This is a genomic window from Providencia sp. 6390, assembly GCF_058148425.1.
Map to the genome: position 1 here is coordinate 222061 of NZ_JBYVYL010000006.1, position 23362 is coordinate 245422.

Sequence of the window (23362 nt, forward strand, 5' to 3'; positions counted from 1 at the left end):
AGAACGTCAACGCCTTAAAGGAAGATATTAATATTAACCAAGTAACATTTACAAAGAAAATATAAAATAAGTTTAGCTGAGGAGTAAGCTAAAGCGCTGATAGAGGATCTCGCCTAAGTTATGTTGATTGTATTCCGTACTATTCGATAAGTTATCAACGGCAGCATGCATAGCATGGTAGATCATCGTTGCCATTAGCTCTGGTGGTAAAGCGGACCATGCTTGTTTTTTTTCGCCAAACGCTAAAATTTCTTTGATTTGTTCAACGGCTCTGGTTTCGTGATCATTGCCACGTCCATGGTATTCATCGTGAAATAGCATGTCATGAATATTTTGCTTTTCAACATAGTATTTAACGCTGTTCTCGCACCATGATTTCAATTTTTCACCCGCAGTAGTTTGGTTATCTAAAGCAGTTTGAATATGCCCTAAATACCAATCCATATAGCGTGTGCGCAACGCTTCCATAATGTCATTTTTAGATTGAAAATAGTGATAAAAAGTCCCTTTTGCCACATCGGCAGACAAGACAATTTCACTGACAGTGGTGCTCACAAATCCTTTAGAAAGAAACAGTTTTTCCGCTGCATTCATCAGGTCATCTAACCTTTCTTCTGCGGGTTTGGTTCTTGGCTTCTTAGGTTGTATTGTCATGATATTTCTCTATGCCATATAGCTATCAATTAGCGCCTAAAAATAGTAGGCGCTTTTATTTATTCATCCAACATCAATAGTTGCTGAACTAATGAAATGCAGGTTAAAAAACGGCTATCATAATCAGGCGATTCGACACGAACAAATTCAACATTGTTCTTGTGCAACATTTCAATCAACAGTGATTGAAACTCTTGACGATCCTTATTACTGCCTAAACTGCGCAAACCATCAGCAACCCACGGTGTGTTGTTTTCCAAAACAATCACAAGGTCAAAGCGGTATTCATCAATCAGCGCCTGCACAAATGGATGCTCTTTCCCTTCATAGCGCTTACAGAAAGCTTGTGTAGTAATGAAATCGGTATCAATAAAAGCGACTTTGTTTGCATATTTTACAGCAAAATCAATATACTGAGCGTGACCTAATGCAATTTTGTCATAGTCCGAATATTGTAGCGCCATCTCATTTCCCCCTAAATGGGAAAATACATAATCACGCCCAAACTCCCACGCACTGGTGGTATTAAAAATATTGGCTAATTTGTTAACTAATGTTGATTTACCACTCGACTCCCCTCCCAATATCGCGACTTTACGGACAAAGAAAGGTTTTACTTCAGTTGGGATGTAATCCCAATAACGGAAAGGTGCTTGGCGGATCTGGTTACCACTGATATTCATAAAAGTGCGTTCAGGGTCAATCAAAATAGTTTCTATCCCCAAATGCTCTTTATAACGTGGTGCATCATTGGTTTCGCTCGAGTAGATATAGCTCGGATGAATATTGTTCTGGTTTAGGAACTGTTTCATACCATCGCTCCACACTTCCCAGCCGTGTGGATATGGCTCTATTCCTTGCTCATCGAAGGAATGAATATGAATATTTTTTTGATATTTAAAGGTTTGTAATAACCAGCGCAAACGGTCGCTTACTGTTGGCTGTTGTGACATTGAGCTATTCACAAACAGGTCTTTATCACGAGGTTCGTCATAACAAAGGATCACGTGCAGTTCATCTACTTGGCTACAGGCTCGCTGGATCAAATAAATATGCCCTGTATGCAAAGGGTAAAACTTGCCAAATACCACACCGATAGTTTTCTGCTTGTTAGGATACTCTAATCCAAGAAAACGATGTAGAGCTGCTATTTTCTGCGCGCTAGGGCTTTTAATTTTATCGTTAATCAGCTGGCTCAGATAACCTTTCGTCATATCAGAGGCGTCAGCAACTTGCTGCAATGTGTAGCCAGCCTGCTTAATTGCATTCTTCAGATAATCAAATTCAGCCATTTATTTTCCTTTACTCATAGAGTTCATCCATTACGCTTAACGCATCTGAGAGTTTTTTCACTCCATATACTTTCATATCAGGTGGCGATTTTTTAGGCATATTGGCATGTGGCACAATCGCACGTTTAAAGCCGTGTTTTGCCGCTTCCGAAATACGTTCTTGCCCACTAGGTACTGGGCGGATTTCACCTGCTAAACCGACCTCACCAAACACCACCAAATCTCTTGGTAATGGACGATCACGAAAACTGGAAACCAATGAGAGAAGCAATGCAAGGTCAGCACTGGTTTCAGTGACCTTAACACCTCCGACGACGTTAACAAAAACATCTTGATCTGACATTTGCAAGCCGCCATGACGGTGCAAAACAGCCAATAAAATGGCTAACCGGTTTTGCTCCAAACCAACAGCAACACGGCGTGGATTGGACATCATCGAGTGGTCAACCAACGCTTGAATTTCCACCAGCAAGGGCCGAGTGCCTTCCCATACCACCATGACTGAGCTGCCAGAAGTAATTTCATCACCACGACTTAAAAAGATTGCCGATGGATTGCTCACCTCTTTCAGCCCTTGTTCTGTCATGGCAAAGACACCTAGTTCGTTGACTGCGCCAAAACGGTTTTTGTGGCTACGCAATGTACGGAAACGGTTATCAGCATCACCATCTAGCATAATTGAGCAGTCAATACAGTGTTCAAGCACTTTTGGGCCTGCCAAAGAACCATCTTTGGTGACATGACCAACCATAATAATAGCCACCCCACGTGTTTTTGCGAAACGTGTTAAATAAGCAGCCGTTTCTCGAACCTGTGCGACGCTTCCTGGGGAGGATTGAATATCAGCCATGTGCATCACTTGTATTGAGTCGATCACCATCAATTTGGGCTGCTCTTGCTCAGCGGTTAAACAAATTTGCTCAATACTGGTTTCTGATAGCATATTTAATGAATCTGTTGGCAGGCCAAGCCGATGAGCTCGCATCGCCACTTGCTGTAGAGATTCTTCCCCTGTCACATAGAGAGTTTTCATTTCACGAGATAACAAACACATGGTTTGTAGTAATAACGTACTTTTACCTGCGCCAGGGTTACCCCCAATAAGGATGGCACTTCCGGGCACCACCCCGCCTCCCAACACACGGTCAAACTCTTTAAAACCTGTCGTAAAGCGCGGCAGCTCTTCGAGGCTAATATCTGATAGTTTTTGGACGCGACTGACCCCAGCAGCATTGCCTGCATACCCAGTTAGGCGGTCATTACGTGAAGAGGAGCTCGTTGAGGCAAGGCGTACTTCTGTAATGGTATTCCATGCATGGCAGGCACTGCATTGACCTTGCCAGCGCGGGTAGTCCGCCCCGCACTCATTACACACAAATGCCCTTTTTGCACCTTTTGCCACAATATCGCTCCTTATTGCTTTGTTACTAATACATTCACTCGATATAAATAGTTCGTGTTGTGGCTAGACGAAAACGGCACCGCCACGGCGCGAAATATAACGGATATTATCTTTCCTCATGTTTTAAACCACCGCTTAAAACACACATCACCCCCATAAGATCTGCGTGACGAATAGCTACCTTCGCCCTTGCGTACACCTTCGGTTTTGCATGATAAGCGATCCCCAATCCTGCCTTACGCAGCATCTTTAGGTCGTTGGCACCATCGCCAATCGCCACAGTTTGTTCTATTGGAATTTCAAGCTTTTCTGCCAATTTCACTAAGGTTTGTGCTTTGTATTTTGCATCCACAATGGGCCCTTTGACTTTACCTGTGAGTTTGCCATCTTTAATTTCGAGTTGGTTGGCAACGGCTGCAGCTAATTTCAGTTGTTGACGCAAATTATCAGCAAAGAAGGTAAAACCACCTGATGCAATCGCAACATGCCAATCCATCGCTTGTAATTTACGAACTAAGCTGGTTAAACCCGGCATCAGTGGCAGTGTGTCCATCACTTGTTGGAGGATCATCACATCAGCACCTTTTAGTAGTGCTACGCGTGCTTTTAAGCTTTCGGTAAAGTCGAGTTCACCTTGCATTGCACGTTCAGTCACTTCAGAAACCTGCTCACCAACGCCATACAAACGAGCAATTTCATCAATACATTCGATTTGGATCGCCGTGGAATCCATGTCCATCAACAAGATCCCCGGAGAACGCAAGCGAGGGATTTGGCCTAATGGCACTACATCTAATAAACTTTCATCTGCCAGTTTCTTAATGCGGGGTGTGATACTACCTGCGATGCGAACCACTTGGTAATCGTCAATTCGCCATGATGAAACGATCACTATTGCTATGCCTAAGCGTTGTTGGAAGTCGCTGATACGTGCTTTATCTAAGCCACGACCATACAATAACCAACCACTATCCCCCGCACGGTAATCTAGAGGCATCACCTCTTCCCCGCTCAGTGATAATGGCAGGCCCGGCCATTTCTGAATTTCATCGGGTAAATAGCAATAGGTCAAACTCGTTGACATGAAAATTTGCTCCTGTAATCGACTCAGTGTTTTATAATAAAATGTGCCTAAAACTACCCTATATGCACAAGCTCTGGCACCATAATGCCAAAGAATAGTCAAAGAGCACTCAATGATTTCTATGAAACTAACATCTAAGCTTCACAAAACAGTCATAATTGTTATCTGTGTGGCATTAATTGCCTTATTAATGCACGGCGTTTCCTATTTAGGGAACAGCCAAAACCAAAACCGCGTTGAGCAATACAAACAATTAACCCGTGTTTTAGCTGAGCAAGTGGCATTCAGCTTATCCGATTATATCGTTTCCGGCAGCAAAGATTTTAATCGAGAACGAATTATCGCCAATTTAGATAACATTACGAAAGACAAATATATTTTGGATGCCAGCATTTACTCTGCGAGCGGCACATTGATTGCCAATGCAGGGGAAACGGTTCCGGTACGTGAGCGACTCGCTATCGATAACAATCAATCCGTTCAACCTTTTCAGTATCAATTAGTGGTACCCGTTCCTGGAAAAGAAGAACCTAAAGGCTACCTACGCTTAACCATTGATACAGAACTATTAACCACAGAACTCCAGCAAGCTGATAACAGCACTAACGTATTACGTTTCTTTATTTTGTTGGCTCTTTGTATTGGGATCGTATTGGCAAATACCTTATTCCGCACCAAGAAAAAGAAAGGAAAAAACATGCCTCCACAGTTGGTTGTTGACGAAGACAATACCAATGAGGAAGAAGAAAGCACAGCAAGCAGCCAATTGAGAAAGCCTAGCTCAGAGAAGAAAAAAGCGGAACAGCGCCCTTATCGCCCTAAAAAACGTCGAGCAAAAAGTAAGCCTAATAAGCCTAAACCACCTGAACACAAAGGCTGAGCAAATACTCAGCCTCAGATTTAAATCGATGTCGTATCAAATACAATAGGCGCTATAAGCTCTACTCGCCCTTCAACTAATAACGTTTCAGGTGGAGCAGGAAATGGAGCAGCACGATTGATCGTAGCCAGCGCCTCTTTATCTAAAATTTTAGTTCCAGATGAATTAATTAAACTCGCACTCACCACTTCGCCTTTACTGTCCACGGTAATTTTAACCTGAGAAACCCCTGTCGAACGGAAACGTAAGGCGGCTCTTGGGTAGCGTTTGGCTTTAGCTAAACGTTGATGAACCTCGCTTTGCCAGCCTTGATGGCCACTGATTGCCGTTGAGCTATTACTTGAAAAATTTGCACGACTACTTGACTCACTCCCTGACATAGGCACAGAAGTCACCGCTGACTCCTGTGTATTTACTGGAGCTTCTTCCACCACTTTTCTAGCCTGTGGCTGTTTCTTTTTGGGTGGACGTTTTTTGTCATTCACTTTAGTCAAGGTACCATTATCAACTAGTGGTGTTTCAGGCAATTTTTGCGTTTTTTCAACTACATCAGGCAAAATTTCTTCTGGGATCGCCATCTGCTGTTTAGGTGCATGGTTAACTTCAGGCTCTGAGTGTTGTTCAAGTTGATAAACCCCCATCTGTAGCGATATTGCCGGTGGCAAAACCCCCGTTTTCGGTAAGCTTGCGGTAAACCAACCAATAAAAATCACTGCGAGTGTTCCATGGAAAAGAAGACTTAGTAACAAACCGCCCAGAGGGCTGAAAATCGGGCGATCGATCTTACCCGCAATACTGCTCATATTTTGCCTCACGACTTTATTTTTTGCAGATTATAGGCATAATACGAACGAAAATGATATTCATTATTATTAATCTTTAGTCAAATACTAAATCAAACGATTGATTTTAAACGGCATTATTACAATAAATCTGAACTTACCATTGAATGCATGATGTGCATTCATAACTTTTTGGCACCAGCGAAAAATGACGATCGATAAATCCCTTGCCCGCAAAATTAGTGGGGCATATCAGTCAACTTATAGCCAGCTTGTCCGCTTTTTCCGCAATCGGCTTGGTAATAGCAATGATGCTGATGATTTATCACAGGATGTGTTTACACTATGGCTTAACAGAAAAGAACAATCTCCGATCAAAGAGAACCGTGCTTATTTGTTCAAAATCGCCAATCATGTCTTAATTGACCATTGGCGTCGTAACCAACGTCAGGCAAAATCAACCACTGATGTTGATGGTAGCTTGATTGAGCAAAATTTAGTGGCTACACAAGCAGATCCCAGTGAAATACTGGAGCAGCAGCAACGCATACAGTGGCTAAGCGATGCTATTGAAAGCTTACCGCCTCGGCGACGAGAAGCTTTTTTACTGTATCGGTTCGATGGCTTATCACAAAGCGAAATTGCAGAACGCATGGAAATTTCTATTAGTATGGTAGAAAAACACATTGCCGCTGCTTTGGTTCACTGTAAAAAGCACCTTGATAATCAGAGCAATAAAAATTAATGACTCACACATCAATACATGAGCCAGATGAACTAGACACTATTGATGAGCAAGCTGCACTATGGTTCACTCGCTGCCATAGCCAGCAACTGACGGCAGAACAAGCTAAACAGTTTCAATTGTGGTTAAGCGCATCACCAAAGCATGCTAAAGCCTATGAAGCAATTGCAGATGTTTGGCGTGAGTTCGATGCGATGCCTAGGCCTGCTTCTATCGTAAACAAACCGAAAAAAGGGCTGTTTTTTCGGCTTTGGCGCCCATTGGGGAATACCCTTGCCGCTTTTTTTATTGCTGCGGTATTATTTTTACCCTATAGCCATCTTCCATCCATGCTATTGAATAATATGACTCTTGTGGCTAATGAAGCACCAAAAGAAGTCATATTATCTGATGGCTCCTCGTTATTTCTCAATCGCCATACACGAGTTCGTGTCGCTTATGAAACCGAAGTTCGCCAAATCTATTTAGACAGCGGCAGTGCTTACTTCAAAGTCAAATCTAATCCCTATCGTCCATTTGTGATCCTAGCAGATGAAAGGCGCATTCAAGTGGTGGGTACTGAATTTGAAGTCGATAGAGAAAACCAACAAATTGCTGTCAGTGTTAACCAAGGCATCGTCAGCCTACAAACAGGGAAACAACAGCAAGTTGTTTACTTATTTGCGGGTGATAATGCCGTGAGTTTAGCCGCCAATAGCCCTGCTAAAGTGAATAAAATTGCACCGCTAGATATTGCAAGATGGCGCTTTGGTGAGTTGAGTTTTACTGATAAACCACTGTTTGAAGTGCTTGCTGAACTTAAAGCCTATTCACCAATCAACGTTGAGCTTTCACCTGCAACGTTAGCTCAAAGTAAGATCTCAGGACGTATCAATTTGCGCCAACCCGATCAGTTTTTCCAAGCGCTTCCTATGTTGTTACCTGTCCAAGTCGTTTATCAAGATAAAAATAACGTATTGATTATCCAAAACAAAAAAAATAAATGAAAATTATTTCGATTTGTAGGTGAGGATAATTCTCATTTCCCCCTCTTCCTAAGCAGTTGTTATTTATTTAGCAATTTTTCAGCACATATTTTGTGCCGCTTAGGAATAAGGGATACTTATGTCAATTCGATTCACACATCAACGGCTTAAACCGCTTGCACTGTTGGTTGCAGCGAGTACAGCAATAGCTTGCCAATCAGCGATAGCGCAAGAAGTTGCATTTACACTACCCGAACAACCCCTTGCAACTTCCGTTGCTCAAATCAGCCAGCAAGGGCAAATTCAATTACTCTATAATAAAAATCAACTCAATGGGCTACGCGCGCCAGCGCTGTCAGGCAACTACACCGCACAAACCGCATTACAAAAAATACTCATCGGTAGCGGGTTAGAGCTGGTCAATGAAAATGGCGTATTGGTCATTCGCCCACAAAGCTTAAATCAAGGCACATTAGTGCTACCTGAAACCCAAGTTTCGGGTGTAGTACAAAATCACCCTGTCAGCGATGTCATGTCAGCACCACAATATGTGACTTCTGAAGAGATTAGCCAAAGAAATACAGGTGATGGCAATATCACCGATTTGATGAAAACCAACCCAGCGGTTCAGTTTGCCAATAGTGACAGTAATTCAATGAACCAAGGGGAAATAAAGCCCTCTCGTATTTCAATTCATGGTTCCAGCAGCTATCAAAATGCCTATCGTTTAGATGGCGTGAGTTTTAATAATGACTTTGATCCTGCTGATAATGGCTTAGGTGAAACGGGAACTCGTTTAAGCAGTAGCGACCAAGGTATCTATATCGATAGTAGGCTAATCGATAGTATGGCTGTCTATGATAATAATATTCCTGTTGAATTTGGAGGTTTCACAGGTGGAACCGTTGAAGTCAATAGCCGTCGCTGGCAAGGAGAGAATAGCGCCCATGCATATTATCGATTAACTCGTTCAGGCTGGAATAATTTATTCCATGATTCCGCACAAAATATTGATACCAGCAAAAATGACACCGCCAACCCTGCACGTTTCCAGAACCGCTATGATAAAAATGATTTCGGCGGTTGGTTTGAATTAGGCGTCAGTGAAAATTCAGGGATCGTTTTCTCAGCTTCACGCCGCAGTTCAACCATTCCAATGACCGTTACCGGTGGTGACTCTGCGATCCTAAATGAAAACAATCAGGTTGAAATGGTTGATTTTGCCTATGGCAATAAAAAACAACGTCGTATCTCTGACAATTATTTTCTCAAGTACTCCCTCGACCTTTCGGATAAAAGCTCTTTAGATCTATCCGCTAATTATGCCTCTTATGATAGTCACCTATTTTCTGCTTCGATCATGAATTCGGGCTATGATTCGACGCATAATGGTCTTGGCTTTACTGCAGTATTTAAGCATCAATTAGATATTGGACAACTTGAACTCACGGCTAACACCCAAGATCTCAAAGACGATCGTAAAGACGATCAAAAATATGCACTAACCGTTCGTGCTCTGGATGAGAACTGGCAAACCACTGAACTGAATAGTGGTGGTTTAGGGGATTTGACCTCAAAACAGAAAAACCACGGCCTGAAAAGTGTTATGCGTTTCAACACGATTGAAGATGGTTTAGGCCTCAGCCACAAACCAACCTTAGGTGCAGAAGTCAATTATACCAAAGGCACCTATCAGCGTGATCACGATTACTTCCGCTATACCTACACAGGGGAGATCGACAGTGATCAAACCTATAAAGGCTATTTAAGCCATATCAACCGCTTCCAATCAGGCACCTACTCCGCTGAGTATACTAACTACGCCTTGTTCCTTGATGACAGTATTCAATACGGCAAGCTGACATTACGCCCCGGTGTTCGCCTTGATCGTGATGACTTCGTTAATCGCACCAACGTCGCCCCGCGTCTAACAGGTAACTATGATGTATTTGGTGATGGTAAAACCCAAATCATTGCGGGTGCTAACCGTTACTACGGTCGTTCAATGCTAACCTATGCACTGTATGGTGCGCAAAATGACGGCATGCAGAATTGTTATGGTGATGAAGACTCACCTTGCTCAATGAACCCTAACAAAAATGATTGGGATAACAAAAAAGATTACGAAGGGCTCAATTCACTCAAAACTCCATACAATGATGAGCTGACAGTCGCATTACAACAAGAAGTTCTATCAACGACATGGCGTTTACAGTATGTACATCGTGAAGGCTATGATGAAGTGAGAACACGCACCAAGTATGATACTCGTGCCAGCGACAAACGCAGTATCCGCATGTATGACAATGGCGGTCGTAGCTCTCACGATACCGTCACGCTTTCAGTCAACAATAGCCAACCGTGGGAATGGGCGGATGCTTCACATGTGATGACTGCATCACTGACATGGCAGCAAACTGAAAGTAATACCCCTAAAGATTCGGGCTATAACTCATTCGACCCCGCCAATAAAGTTAACCTTAATAAAGTTTGGTATGACGGCAAAATCATCGATGCATCTAAGCTACCTTCAACCAGTTTTAACTCGCCATTTAAATTCAATTTAGAGCTCACCAGTGTTTGGGATGACTACGACCTGACTTGGTATAACCGCCTACAATGGTGGGGAGCACGTGACCAAGCCGTCCGTTATGACAACTCCTACGCTTTTGATCCTGAATATGGACAAGTTCGTAAATACACCAAACAACATTTCGCCAGTAAATACACATGGGATACTCGCCTAGGCTGGAAACCTGACTTTGCCTATGGTTTTGGCTTCTCCGTTGAAGTGAACAATATCCTCAATAATAAAAATATCGCTGACCGTTTTATGTTTGAAGACAGGGTATTGAAGTCTTATGACCCAGGTCGCCAGTTCTGGCTACAGGTTAACTATGACCTTTAGGCACCACTTTTAACAATTTAGTTAGCAATGTGAGTCTTTTACCATCATACGAAATAAGTCATGAAGACATTAAAACAATTTTTCTACTTAGTTAAACCATTTTGGGGGCAGCGTGCTGCCCTATTCTGCTGGCTATTACTGGCTGCTTCACTGGGGCTGACACTCTCTTCGGTGTGGTTCAACGTGAAAATGAACATGTGGAACGGTGATTTCTATAACGCACTGCAAAAACTCGATGGGCAAGCACTATATGGCCTACTGCAATATTTTGTAGTGCTAGTAAGTGGGCTGATCCTCGTTGTGGTAATGGGAAACTACCTCAAACAGATGCTCATCATCCGCTGGCGAAAGGGTATGACTGAACAAGTACTTAGCCGCTGGTTGTCACCCAATAGCAAACACTATATGTTGCGCCTAACGTCTCAAGAGCCGGACAACCCAGACCAACGTATTGCTGAAGATATTCGCTTACTGATTGAATCCACCTTAAATTTGTTAGTGACCTTCTTACATTCCATGCTGACATTAGTGTCATTCGCCACCATTTTATGGACTCTCTCAGGTAGCCTGTCATTTCAATTTGCTGATAGCGCTTGGACAATTCCAGGCTATATGTTTTGGGCTTGTATTATTTACACCATCATTGGTATTGCGCTCACTCAGTGGATTGGCTTCCCACTACGCCGTTTAAATATGGATAAACAGCGTCGTGAGGCAGACTACCGTAGTACGCTAATCAATTGCCGCCAGCACAGTGATGCCATCGCAGGTCAGCGAGGTGAAAGCCAAGACAAAAAAGAGTTAATGCAGCGATTTGCTGAAATTGTTGGTAACTGGAATCGACTGATCCGCTGCGAACGAAACTTATCATTCTATACCGTTGGCTACCAACAGGTGACAGCACTAGCTCCTGTATTACTTGCGCTGCCTAAATTCCTTGCAGGTGAAATAATGTTAGGTGGATTAATGCAACTCCGCCAAGCCTTTAGCAGTGTCGCCACCTCATTGGGTTGGTTTATTTTTGCTTATAAAGAGATCGCTGCTTGGCAAGCCACAGTTTCACGACTGTATAATTTTGTGATCTTATTGGAAAACGATAACGCGGCACAAGTGAGTATTACTGAACAGCGTCCTGCGCTCAATGCTACTCTTTCCGTTTCAACAGCAGATAACCGTACCTTGTTTGAACCGGTGGCAGTCACTGCCACTCAAGGTCAATTGACCCTCATTTCAGGTCGTTCAGGTATTGGTAAATCAACACTACTGCGCACCTTAAGTGGTCACTGGCCATTTTTTACTGGCAAGATTGAACGTACAGATCATGTTATGTGGATCCCGCAACGGCTTTATTTACCGGTCAGTCGCTTAGAAAGCCTACTGGCTTACCCAAAAGCGAGCTCACAGTTTACCGAAGCTGACTTCAAACATGCGTTAAGCCAAGTTGGCTTGGAAAAACTGCATCATCAACTCAGTTTAGAAACCGACTGGCACAACCGCTTATCTGGCGGTGAGCAACAACGCATCATGTTTGCTCGTTTATTATTAAATCGTCCACAACTGATGTTGTTAGATGAAACCACCTCAGCGCTCGATGAAAATAGCGCCCTTGAAATGCTGCAATTGCTAAAAGCGCAATTACCGGATAGTGCCATTGTGCTCGTCAGCCATCAACGCTTCTTGTGGCCATTAGCCGAGCAGCAACTTCCTCTTATTGAACCTCATAGGAACATCTAATTATGTTTCGTCAAATCACCTTGACCGCCTTGATTGGCTTAATACTGAGTGGCTGTACAAACAATGCCACTCAGCGCGTAAATAAGCAGGCTCCGCTACCTGTTCGCCATGATTTACAATATTATCAATTAGATAATGGTTTGCAGGTTTATCTATTACAGCGTAATCAGCCCGGTGTTGAATTACGTTTATTAGTCAAAAGTGGTTCACTGCAAGAAAATGAGCAACAGCTTGGTCTAGCTCACTTTACTGAGCATATGGCGTTTAAAGGCACTAAGCACTTCCCCGGCACCACGGGTTTTAAACAATTGGAGCAGCAAGGTCTTAAATTAGGTAGTCATGTCAATGCCATCACTAGCCTAAATTCGACTTTGTATAAGCTTTCATTACCGGAAGCGACACCTGCACAAATTTCAACGGGTCTACAAGTGATTGCCGATTGGGCATCAAATATGACCTTTGATCAGGAGGCGTTTGAAAAAGAACGTCCTGTGATCGTTGAAGAGTGGCGCTTGCGCCAAGGTATGGGCTATCGTATTAACGATAGCCTTGAACAATTACGTTACCATGGTAGTCGTTATGCACAACGTAACCCAATAGGATCATTAGATATCGTACGTCAGGCACCGATTGAGCAAGCCAAAAACTATTACCAAACATGGTATCAGCCACAGCGTATGGTGTTATTGGTCATTGGCGATTTCAATAACAGTAACGTCCGTAGTGAAATCAACACATTGTTTGCTTTACCTCAACCAGCGACTCCTTCTCAAGATAACCCTGAGTGGAAACAGTTTGCTAACTCGACTCAGATGTTAATTCAACCTGTATTTGATAAAGAGCAAGGTGCACGCTTTATTCAATTCGCATTACAAAAAGATGTTTCTGCCCCACTCAACACACGCCAAGGGCAATATGAAGACCTTATGGATAGCTTATGGTTGGCGATTTTGAATCAACGTTTTTCTGTTCTCGTTGATAATGGCGTTTTGCCAGCAATTAGCATCAATGAGCAAGGATCGATGTTAGATAATCAACGCCTCCAGCAGCTAATGATTATTCATCCAAAAGGCAATGATTATGCAGCGGCGACTGAAGTGTTATTTACTGAGTTGCAACGCTTAGCCACGGAGCCAGTCACTCAAGCAGAACTGGATAGCGCACGCCAAGGTATGTTGAAAAAACTGAGTCAGCAAGCTGCTTCAGAGCAACGCTATACTAATGATTATTTAGCAGGGCAGCTCACTACCGCGCTTGAATACGATATGCCAATGTGGAACAAACGCCAACAGCTTGATAATAGCTATCAAATGATCAGTAAAGTAACACCACAAGATTTAAAACAGCATATCGTCAGTTTATTAAATACCGCATCGCCGCGCCTAGCCTTGATTGGTCCCGATACTGATGCAACCACCTTTGAGCGTTCTGTTTTCACACAACAATGGAATAATATTCGCCACAGTTCACCGGGGCCATTTACCTTACGTTCTCAAGCAATCACCCTGCAATTACCTAATGTAATAAAAGGAGCTATTACCCAACAAACACCGCTACCCGTTGCAAAAACAGAGCGCTGGCAATTAAGTAATGGTATTCAGGTGATTGTTAAAGCAGACAACAACCTTAAAGATGATATTCAGTTCAATTTACAACTCGCAGGCGGCCGCTCACTTGAGACGGCACAAACTTCAGGGCTAACTGACTGGGCACTGAAACTACCTGAAAGCAGTGGTTATGGCGAATACAGCGCTCGCGACCTATCATTACTCGCTAAACAAAATCAGATCTCAATCCGTCCCTATAGTGAATTGTTAACACACGGTTTTCGCGGTAAAGCACCCGCCGATAATTTAGAAACCGCATTGCAATTATTACATTTGAAACTGACTGCACCACAGTTCAGCGGTGAAAAGCTTGAGCAGCAAAAACAATCTTTTGCATTGAATTTAGCTAAAACCCCTGTAGAACGGACATTCCTAGATAATATCAATAAAGAAAGCTATCAGCATGGTGAATTATTAACCATTGATCCACAAGGTGGCTGGAAGCAGTTCACCGCAGGTCAGCTACAACAAGCGAATCGTCAGCTCCTCACCTCAACGGCAGATATGACTTTGGTGATCACGGGGGCAATCAACAGTAAGCAACTTAAGGCACAGCTAGAACAATGGGTAGCTTCGATCCCAACTGCCAATCGACAGCTCACATGGCGTGATCAAGGGATCATACCTAAGATGGCAAGCTTCAATAAACGTTATCCAATCAGTAGCAGTGATAAAAGCATGGTAAGCATTCAATTTGCAGCCCCTGCTCAGTGGACACAACAAGATCAATTAGCGATGCAATTGCTAGATACCATCGTGAGCCAGCGCTTGCGTAGTGAATTGCGCGAAAAGGCCAGCGGTATCTATGCGCTTGGTTTTTCTCAAATGTTAGCTAAGAAACCGCAACCGTACTATTTTGCTCGATTAAACTTTACCACATCACCTGAACGCACTGATGAAATGGAACATATTGCTCAACAAACCATTCAGCAGCTACGAACATCTGGTATTAATAATAAAGAACTTAGCGAAGCAAAAAACATTTGGCTGACCGAAAATGCACAGGTTGTTGATAGCTCAGGTTATTGGACAGAGGCACTGGCGCAAATTGCCGCTGATGATCAGCAGTATCAACGTTTGAACCAAGAGACCGTGATTATTGGTCAATTGCAGGTAGAAGATATTAACCGCATTGCTCGCCAATATTTAGGGCAGAATACAAAAGTGTTTACCATGACACCATAATATGAGTAAAAATCAGCCAGCAAAAACAGTTGGCTGATTTTTATATCTTTAGCGGCATTGCTACATCAGTAAAATTCATTATTAATTAATTTCTGGAAAAAATTTTTCGTATATTGTTTATTAATCGACTGAATAGATGAGAGAATATTTTTTTGACACTTATCGTCTCCATCAATTCTTCCGCATTAGGGTCTCTTTGAACGTTCAATAATTCCCTATTACTTTCAATATGATACTGTTTATCCCCCTTCAATTCTTTTGCTCTATCTATGGCATATAGTTCGATAAAACCATTGATTTCCTGCTTAATATTTTCATGAGTATATTTGAATACTACCTCTATTAAATATTCTGAGTGTGCATCAATAGACTCTATTGGTTGATATTTAAAGCTATCGATAATTGCCATTTTAAATTCATTTAGCTTACGTGGAGTAATACTTTGTAATTTTTCGACGGATTGTATCGCATAACAAATTCTGTTTAGTGGTGTTTTCCCTTCGCAGATAAACCGTTCGTATTTATCCAAGTACTTGTTAATAATTTTGTTTATTTCTTCACACACCACTTCATTATCATATTTTTTCAAAATAGATTGTGCATTCAACATTTCACGTTCAAATAACTCAGGAGTTTGGCTTGATATCATTTCTTTTAACTTATTCTTGATTTTAGTTTCAATTTTATTTAACGACTGTTGAGAGATACCATTAAAAACGACTTTGAGTAAAATCGCTTCCTCTATTGTGTGACTAGAGCGAATACGACTAAATTTAGGATCAGTCGCTACTTTATTCCCCGCTTCATTCTTTACTTCATTTGAGGCCGATTGATTTGATTGGTTTTCTTTAGTCAAACATGCATTGATGACTTTATTTATTTTCTCACTTACAGTGTGGCTTTTCATTTCAGAAACCTGAACTTTAATGCTATCCATGTTTTTTTTAAAAACTTCAGAAGCTACACTATTTTTTATTAGTATAATTTTATCTTTAATCTTATTTAATGATTTTTGTGAAATATCATTATTATTATTTTTCTTCTGAATTGATACAGCCAATGCATCACCACTCTTTATATGATTAAACATAATTACCTTCCTTTTAAATAATCGCAATGAGAATAATTTCAAAAGAGATAACTTATCTATAATTAACAATATATTAACAACAAGGTAATGCTTTTAAATATCGCTACAACATTATTTACATATAAATCTAATATTAGTTAGAACTGTTGTTTATTAATAGGTAAAGAAAAACAAATAAGAACAACTACAGTAGAAATAGAGCAAATTTCGTGTAATGATAATTAGTTAGGCTCATAGCAGACCATAAATAGACGTCTGAAATGAGCCTAACATGACGTTTTAACTCATTGGCTTACCATCGCGATACAGTAAACACATATTCTCTGTATGTTTTTGTGCCACCACTGTTGCGGTAATAATACTGTGCGTCACATCATCAATGATGTTATCAACAATACAATCAAAACTAATGGTTGTGTCATCTAATATTGGTGCACCTGTGTGTAAAGTGTTCCATTCACCTAAGCTAAAACGTTGTTCACCTTTATGCGTTTTACTGGCAAATTGCATCGCCTGTTCATGCTGTGACTCTGACAACACATTGACCGCAATGCCTTCACCAATGCTGATCTGTGGATGTGCGCTGGCTGCCTTACCCACACAGATCAGGAAACGTGGGGGGTCGACACTCACCGAACAAAATGACGATGCCGTTAACCCATTACGTTGCTCATCCGATTTCACTGAGATCACCGCAACAGGCAGTGCTAGTTTACGCATACCCAGTTTGAAATCATCAGCCGTTAACTGAGTCATAGATTCTCTCCTCCATTAAATGGCAACCTCAAACCTTTTGCCTCTAATCGAGGTAATACTTCTTGGCAGAAATATGGCAACTCTTTTGCGTAATTCACAAACGCTAGCGTTGATCCCGCAAAACCAGCCTTAGAAAGGCGTTCGATACCATCAGCAACATCATCAGGTGTTCCCACTAAAGGGTACCCACCATGACCGGCTGAAAAACGATTGCGAATAAAATTCAGTTTATCTTTTGGAAAAGATTCCGCGTTTTCAAACATTAAACGGATCACATTATCAACAGCGCCCCAGTCTGCATGTTCTTGTGAGTACCATTCATGAAACTCTTCGGCCTCTTTACGGTTTTCACGGCACACCACATAGGAGAAAGTTAAAATATTTAACGCATTTTGCCTTTCAATTTGTTCGGCTTGCTGTTTCAACTCTGCAATTTCTTTTTCTGAACTTTCTAAGGTAATGGTGGAGGTGAAAAGGAAATCGGCATTGCGGATCGCAAATTTACGCCCTTGAGCAGAGCCTGCGGCATTTAAAATTGGGACATTTTTATTCAGTGGATGTGGGTAGCTGTAAGTATTTTTTAAATTAAAGAATTCACGATGCCAATCAAAAGGCTTTTCTTCTTTCCATAGCGCTTTGATCACATCAACCCATTCTTGGCCATAAGCGTAACGGCTTTCATGATCATAAGGTAACTCACCGCCAAGTGCCTCATATTCAGGGCGATTCCAACCACAAACCACATTCAGCCCAGCTCGACCATGACCAATGTTATCCATCGTTGCGATTTGCTTTGCCACAACAACAGGGTGATTAAACGAGGTGTGCACCGTACTAAAAATACTAATATGACGTGTTCTTGCCAGTAATGCTGAAGCCCAAGTGATTGTTTCTAAAACATTGCCATGGAAATTTGTTTCGCCGCCATAACCTATCCATCTTGCTATTGGTAAAAGAAATTCGATGCCCGCAGCATCGGCTATCTCTGCCATTTGTAAATTATTTTCCCATGAGTTATCCCACCGTTCAGGAATTTTTGTGACCGCCATCCCTCCTGAACAGTTTGCTGCAAATAGACCAAGCTTGAATTTATTATCGTTAAACATCTGATTTGATATTATTTTTTTCATTATTTCATCTCATAGTTATAGTTTGCTTACCACATTACAACAACAAAAATACTTCAAACTTAAATTGTTTAATGTTAAAGTATTTAATATTAAAGTATTTGACTCTTGGTTATAAATCAAACAAAAAATGCGTTTCAGGACACAAAAGTCGCTTTAAAATTTAATTCAGTTAAAATTCAATTAGTTAAATATTGAAATAAGATTTATGACCAATAAGGGGCTTTAAAGGAATGGATAAACAAGCAAACGAAACACGAAATGATACTTCCGATGTGAAGCTTTGGTTACGCATGCTGTCCTGCGTCAAGTTAATCGAAACGGATCTGCGCAAAAAGCTCAGGGAAAATTTTGAATTTACCCTGCCAAGATTTGATTTACTGTCGCAACTACAGCGCCATCCGGAAGGGATCAAAATGAAGGAGCTTTCTCGTTTGATGTTAGTTACCGATGGCAATATCACTAGCCTAGTCGATGGATTGGAGAAAATGGAATTAGCAGAAAGGATTATTAATGATCAAGACCGCCGTTCAAACTATATAAAAATAACACCGCAAGGCAATGAATTATTTGAGTTAATTTCAATTGAACATAAAAAATGGCTAGATGGATTATTAAAAAATATCAATCCACAGGATAAAGCATTGCTTTATGATTTGTTAAGCGCATTAAAAAATAGCTTAACGGAAGAGTGATATATATTCTTGAAAAATAAAGAGGATATTATGAGTATGACAACATTTGGTGAATTAAAACTATATTGTTTACGCTATGGCGATACTGTTCAAGTCCAACATCAAGAACAGGCCAATTGTTTTATACTGCATATTCCTCTTCGCAGCGATGCGGCTTTGTTTGATGGAAATGCATATTTTGTGCAAAACAATGAACATATTTCATTGATTAATAAAAACAATTCCAGCCAATTTATCTGGAATCATCGAGAAGAAACACTGCTGATTTTTATTCCTTATTCGCTGTTAGAACGAACACTGGTGAGCCAGCTAGGTCATCTTATTGACACACCAATTGTGTTTGAAACCGAACTTTCTAGTTACAATGCCTGCACTTGGCGCCATCTCGCTAAATACTTACTTAGCTGCATTTCAGATCACGAAGTATTAAGACAACAAAAGCACGTTGTCAGCCAATTGGAAAAATTAATTGTAAATTCTATCTTGTCGACATTTCCCCATAATCACAGCACAGGCACCAACCAAAGGATCAGCAATGTTTGCCCTAGGCATGTCAAAAAAGCACAAGATTTTCTGCATATCCACGCCCATGAAAATATTACCATGGAGCAACTTGCACTCGTCGCGGGTGTCAGTTCGCGCAGCTTATATAGCGGCTTTCGCCATTTTTTAAATGTCAGTCCAATGCAATATCTGAAAACATTAAGATTGGATAAAGTACGTTCAGAGCTTTTATCTGGCGATGTCAATAATGTCACAGGGATCGCCTTACGTTGGGGATTTGCCCATATGGGGCGCTTTAGTGCTGAATATAAAGCTCGATTTGGCGAAACGCCGAGTCAGAGCTTAAAAGGGACAATGTTTAATCATTCATTATAAGGCTTGAAATTATTTAATTTGATGTTTCATATTCCAAGATTATCAATTGACAACCAACACACTTCATGTGATCAATAATATTGATATTTAAAGATATTAAGGAACATGAAATAATGAGTGACATAATTATCCGCAGAGCAACCATTGATGATGTTCCTGCTCTAACGAAAATGCATGCAGACTATTCCGCCTATGCAAATACCCTGCAACTTCCCTATCCATCAACAAAAATTTGGGAAGATCGGCTAGGCGCTAATGATCCTCTGGTCACTCATTTCATTGCAACCCTAGATAATGAGGTTGTTGGGATCTTAACTGTTCATCAACCAAGCCAAATACGCCGCCGTCATGCTGCTAGCTTTGGTGTAACAGTTAGCCATCACCATCAAGGCAAAGGCATTGGCTCGAAATTAATGGCTGTGATGGTGGATTACTGTGATAACTGGCTCAATGTTCGCCGTATCGAGCTCGAAGTCTATGCCCTCAATGACAGTGGTCTTGGGCTGTATAAGAAGTTTGGCTTTGAACAAGAAGGCATTATGCGTGACTACGCGTTCCGCGATGGTGAATATGTTGATGCTATTGTGATGAGCCGAATCAATAAAAAACGGGGTTAGACTCGTAAAAATGCCGTACAAGTTGTGATGTATGGCATTCAACCATTTTATACTCCCACTAAACTGTCTAGTGGAATACCAAACTGCTGATGTAACTTACGGATCATCGGTAGCGTTAGATTGCGCTTACCATTAAGGATTTCATAAACACGATTAGCTTTTCCAATCGCGGGCTCTAAATCTTTGACTGTTAACCCAAGCTGGTCCATACGAAATTTAATCGCCTCTATAGGATCTGGAGCCTCTATAGGATAGTGTTTTTTTTCATATGCATGGATCAGCAAGCACATAACCTCAAAATAATCACCTTCTGGTGAGTTCAGCTCTGGCTCATTATCAAACATAGGTGAAATAGCTTTCAATGCCGCTTGGTAATCTTGTTCCGTTTTAATCGGTTTAATTTTCATCATCACGACTCCAACTCTACAGTTTCTGCATCAATTTGATCATATTGCCTATGTGTTCCAATAAACTTCACAAACACGCTGATACGCTATAGCGACTATAATCCGATAACAATTTCCTTTGATGTTGAAGACCACACGCCTATTTTTCAAAATACTCGCGCTACGGTACATTTCCTTTATCTCAGCTGGCATTTTCTATTCAGCTTTAGATACCTCATCCACCCAAGCCTTTAGCGATTGTTCTGAGTCAGGATTTCTCGCCCAAAAATCCTTTAGTGTTTTGACAGATATAATTTTCATCAGCCAAAATTAGCTTGAAGTCAGTACGATCACAATACATCAGTCCCATATTAGGACTAACTTTATCAACTTGCAATAAAAATGCCGTACAAAATTTGTACGGCACCTAAGCATAAACAAAATAATTGTTCGAACAATTATTATTTATCGCCTAACAGAACTGAATCCAATGCGATTTCAATCATTTCATTAAAGGTGGTTTGGCGTTCATCTGAAGTGGTTTGCTCGCCTGTTTTAATATGATCAGAAACAGTACAAATAGTCAGTGCACGTGCACCAAACTCCGCAGCCACACCGTAGATACCCGCAGCTTCCATTTCAACACCAAGGATGCCGTATTTTTCCATCACTTTGAACATATCAGGATCAGGTGAATAGAACAGATCCGCAGAGAACAAGTTACCTACGCGTACATTCACATTTTTAGCTTTCGCGGCTTCGACGGCATTATGAACCAGTTCATAATCAGCAATCGCAGCAAAATCGTGATCTTTAAAACGTTGGCGGTTTACTTTAGAGTCTGTACATGCGCCCATGCCAATAACCACATCACGCAGCTTAACATCATCCATTACCGCACCACATGAACCCACACGAATAATCACTTTTACACCAAAATCAGTGATCAGCTCTTTTGCATAGATAGAGCAAGATGGGATCCCCATACCGTGACCCATAACGGAGATTTTGCGGCCTTTATAAGTCCCCGTGAAACCTAGCATGCCACGGACATTGTTAACCTGACGAACGTCTTTAAGGAAAGTTTCAGCGATATATTTTGCACGTAAAGGGTCACCAGGCATTAAAACGACGTCAGCAAAATCACCCATTTCCGCATTAATATGAGGAGTAGCCATTATTGTTATTCCTTATAAATCATTGAATTAAATGGTTTAGCGTAACTGCCGGATAGTGTAGCGATTCATACTACTGGCTGTCTACGGCAAATGCCCATTTTCATTAGCATCTTAAACAAATAAGGCAGTTTCCTGCCTTATTTAAATCATACGGCCATACTTACAGCATTGATTTTCCGTAATCCATTGGCGATAGATCGAAGTATTTCGCTACCGTTTGCCCAATATCCGCAAAGGTTTCACGATGGCCTAAAGAACCGGGTTTAACTTTTGGTCCATAGACTAAAACTGGAATATGTTCACGTGTATGATCTGTACCTTCCCACGTTGGGTCACAACCATGGTCAGCCGTTAAGATCAAAATATCATCGTCTTCTACTAATTCCATCAACTCAGGTAAACGGCGGTCAAACAGCTCTAACGCACCTGCATAGCCAGCAACATCACGACGGTGGCCATAAGCTGAGTCAAAATCAACAAAGTTAGTGAAAACGATAGTTTTGTCGCCCGCTAATTTCATTTCTTTTACTGTTGCATCAAACAGCGCATCAATTCCTGTTGCTTTCACTTTTTTAGTGATACCAACATGTGCATAGATGTCGGCGATTTTACCGATAGAAACCACTTCACCTTGTTTTTCTTCCACTAATTTTTGCAGCATAGTTGGTGCTGGTGGTTCAACAGCAAGATCATGACGGTTACCAGTACGTTCGAAATTACCTGCTTTATCACCAATAAATGGACGAGCGATAACACGACCAATGTTATAACCGCCATTTGTTAGCTCTTCACGAGCGATCTCACATAGCTCATACAGCTTATCTAAACCGTAAGTTTCTTCATGGCAAGCGATCTGGAATACCGAGTCCGCAGAGGTATAGAAAATTGGCTTACCTGTTTTCATGTGCTCTTCACCCAGTTGATCAAGGATCACGGTACCAGAAGAATGGCAATTACCTAAATAGCCAGGCAGGTTCGCACGTTTAACAATGATATCGAGCAGCTCTTGTGGGAAGCTGTTCTCATGATCAGAGAAGTAGCCCCAATCAAATAACACAGGAACACCCGCAATTTCCCAGTGGCCCGACGGCGTGTCTTTACCAGAAGAAAGTTCACTGGCATAGGCATAAGCGCCAATGATCTCAGAGTTAGGATCAAGACCCGCTGGGAACTTACCACAAGACTCTTCAGCGGCTTTACCCAGACCCAGTTTGGTTAAGTTAGGCAAATGCAGAGGCCCCTTACGGCCCTTGTCTGCTTCGCCACGCGCACAAGCATCTGCAATGTGGCCTAATGTGTTTGAGCCTTCATCATTAAATTTGTGCGCATCACCTGCTGCACCAATCCCGAAAGAATCCAACACCATAATAAATGTACGTTTCATAACTTCTCTCCT

General features: G+C 41.5%; 20 protein-coding genes and 1 pseudogene. 9 read left to right on the plus strand and 12 right to left on the minus strand.

Annotation, left to right across the window (positions count from 1 at the left end; all coding sequences use genetic code 11):
- Positions 1-72: 72 nt before the first annotated feature.
- The 4 genes from AC3Z9T_RS14390 to serB form a co-directional block, all read right to left on the minus strand.
- Entirely contained in the window at positions 73-654 is a 582-nt protein-coding gene (locus AC3Z9T_RS14390) for a TetR/AcrR family transcriptional regulator (protein WP_490126793.1), read from the minus strand.
- 59 nt (positions 655-713) lie between these two features.
- Positions 714-1946, minus strand: a complete 1233-nt coding sequence (gene nadR / locus AC3Z9T_RS14395; protein ID WP_490126794.1) for a multifunctional transcriptional regulator/nicotinamide-nucleotide adenylyltransferase/ribosylnicotinamide kinase NadR — start codon at positions 1944-1946, stop codon at positions 714-716.
- A 10-nt stretch (positions 1947-1956) separates the two neighbouring features.
- The gene (gene radA, locus AC3Z9T_RS14400) at positions 1957-3348 is read right to left on the minus strand and encodes a DNA repair protein RadA (protein ID WP_490126795.1); all 1392 of its coding nucleotides are present in this window, start codon (positions 3346-3348) and stop codon (positions 1957-1959) included.
- A gap of 106 nt (positions 3349-3454) precedes the next feature.
- Positions 3455-4432: a phosphoserine phosphatase gene (serB, locus tag AC3Z9T_RS14405; protein ID WP_490126796.1), complete on the minus strand. Its 978-nt coding sequence runs from the start codon at positions 4430-4432 to the stop codon at positions 3455-3457.
- 121 nt (positions 4433-4553) lie between these two features.
- Between serB and AC3Z9T_RS14410 the strand changes: the two genes are divergently transcribed.
- Entirely contained in the window at positions 4554-5312 is a 759-nt protein-coding gene (locus AC3Z9T_RS14410) for an AhpA/YtjB family protein (RefSeq protein ID WP_490126797.1), read from the plus strand.
- A gap of 20 nt (positions 5313-5332) precedes the next feature.
- Here the strand turns inward: AC3Z9T_RS14410 and AC3Z9T_RS14415 are convergent, their stop codons facing one another.
- Complete coding sequence (locus tag AC3Z9T_RS14415; protein ID WP_490126798.1) at positions 5333-6115, minus strand: energy transducer TonB; 783 nt, start codon at positions 6113-6115, stop codon at positions 5333-5335.
- Between the two features lie 187 nt (positions 6116-6302).
- Here AC3Z9T_RS14415 and AC3Z9T_RS14420 point away from each other — a divergent pair, with 187 nt between their 5' ends.
- The 5 genes from AC3Z9T_RS14420 (at position 6303) to AC3Z9T_RS14440 (ending at position 15238) form a co-directional block, all read left to right on the plus strand.
- Positions 6303-6839 (plus strand): RNA polymerase sigma factor, encoded by a 537-nt coding sequence (locus AC3Z9T_RS14420; protein ID WP_490126799.1) that lies wholly within the window; start codon positions 6303-6305, stop codon positions 6837-6839.
- Complete coding sequence (locus tag AC3Z9T_RS14425; protein WP_490126800.1) at positions 6839-7825, plus strand: FecR family protein; 987 nt, start codon at positions 6839-6841, stop codon at positions 7823-7825. The genes AC3Z9T_RS14420 and AC3Z9T_RS14425 overlap by 1 nt, the downstream gene beginning before the upstream one ends.
- Positions 7826-7943: 118 nt before the next feature.
- Positions 7944-10712 carry a secretin and TonB N-terminal domain-containing protein gene (locus tag AC3Z9T_RS14430; RefSeq protein ID WP_490126801.1) on the plus strand — a complete coding sequence of 923 codons (2769 nt, stop codon included), beginning with the start codon at positions 7944-7946 and terminating at the stop codon, positions 10710-10712.
- A 60-nt stretch (positions 10713-10772) separates the two neighbouring features.
- On the plus strand, positions 10773-12446 hold the full coding sequence (locus tag AC3Z9T_RS14435) for an ABC transporter ATP-binding protein/permease (protein ID WP_490126802.1): 1674 nt from the start codon (positions 10773-10775) through the stop codon (positions 12444-12446).
- Between the two features lie 2 nt (positions 12447-12448).
- Positions 12449-15238, plus strand: a complete 2790-nt coding sequence (locus AC3Z9T_RS14440) for a M16 family metallopeptidase (RefSeq protein ID WP_490126803.1) — start codon at positions 12449-12451, stop codon at positions 15236-15238.
- Positions 15239-15323: 85 nt separating this feature from the next.
- Here AC3Z9T_RS14440 and AC3Z9T_RS14445 read toward each other — a convergent pair whose 3' ends face one another.
- The 3 genes from AC3Z9T_RS14445 to AC3Z9T_RS14455 all read right to left on the minus strand — a co-directional run bounded on the left by AC3Z9T_RS14445 (position 15324) and on the right by AC3Z9T_RS14455 (position 18214).
- Positions 15324-16328, minus strand: a complete 1005-nt coding sequence (locus AC3Z9T_RS14445) for a hypothetical protein (protein ID WP_490126804.1) — start codon at positions 16326-16328, stop codon at positions 15324-15326.
- Positions 16329-16607: 279 nt separating this feature from the next.
- A complete protein-coding gene (locus AC3Z9T_RS14450; RefSeq protein ID WP_490126805.1) occupies positions 16608-17084 on the minus strand; it encodes a flavin reductase family protein in 477 nt (158 codons plus the stop codon).
- Complete coding sequence (locus AC3Z9T_RS14455; protein WP_490126806.1) at positions 17081-18214, minus strand: LLM class flavin-dependent oxidoreductase; 1134 nt, start codon at positions 18212-18214, stop codon at positions 17081-17083. Before AC3Z9T_RS14455 ends, AC3Z9T_RS14450 begins: the two co-directional genes overlap by 4 nt.
- Positions 18215-18444: 230 nt before the next feature.
- On the opposite strand from AC3Z9T_RS14455, the gene AC3Z9T_RS14460 reads away from it, so the two are divergent.
- From AC3Z9T_RS14460 to AC3Z9T_RS14470, 3 genes are all read left to right on the plus strand, one after another.
- Positions 18445-18906 carry a MarR family winged helix-turn-helix transcriptional regulator gene (locus tag AC3Z9T_RS14460; RefSeq protein ID WP_490126807.1) on the plus strand — a complete coding sequence of 154 codons (462 nt, stop codon included), beginning with the start codon at positions 18445-18447 and terminating at the stop codon, positions 18904-18906.
- Between the two features lie 30 nt (positions 18907-18936).
- Positions 18937-19785, plus strand: coding sequence for an AraC family transcriptional regulator (locus AC3Z9T_RS14465; protein WP_490126808.1), 849 nt, complete (start codon positions 18937-18939; stop codon positions 19783-19785).
- Positions 19786-19898: 113 nt separating this feature from the next.
- Positions 19899-20402, plus strand: a complete 504-nt coding sequence (locus AC3Z9T_RS14470; protein WP_490126809.1) for a GNAT family N-acetyltransferase — start codon at positions 19899-19901, stop codon at positions 20400-20402.
- 47 nt (positions 20403-20449) lie between these two features.
- Here AC3Z9T_RS14470 and AC3Z9T_RS14475 read toward each other — a convergent pair whose 3' ends face one another.
- The 4 genes and pseudogenes from AC3Z9T_RS14475 to deoB all read right to left on the minus strand — a co-directional run bounded on the left by AC3Z9T_RS14475 (position 20450) and on the right by deoB (position 23350).
- Entirely contained in the window at positions 20450-20809 is a 360-nt protein-coding gene (locus tag AC3Z9T_RS14475; RefSeq protein ID WP_490126855.1) for a helix-turn-helix domain-containing protein, read from the minus strand.
- A 2-nt stretch (positions 20810-20811) separates the two neighbouring features.
- A pseudogene (locus AC3Z9T_RS14480) lies at positions 20812-21109 on the minus strand (type II toxin-antitoxin system HigB family toxin).
- A 140-nt stretch (positions 21110-21249) separates the two neighbouring features.
- On the minus strand, positions 21250-21966 hold the full coding sequence (deoD, locus tag AC3Z9T_RS14485; RefSeq protein ID WP_490126810.1) for a purine-nucleoside phosphorylase: 717 nt from the start codon (positions 21964-21966) through the stop codon (positions 21250-21252).
- Positions 21967-22126: 160 nt separating this feature from the next.
- On the minus strand, positions 22127-23350 hold the full coding sequence (gene deoB / locus AC3Z9T_RS14490; RefSeq protein ID WP_490126811.1) for a phosphopentomutase: 1224 nt from the start codon (positions 23348-23350) through the stop codon (positions 22127-22129).
- Positions 23351-23362: the final 12 nt, after the last annotated feature.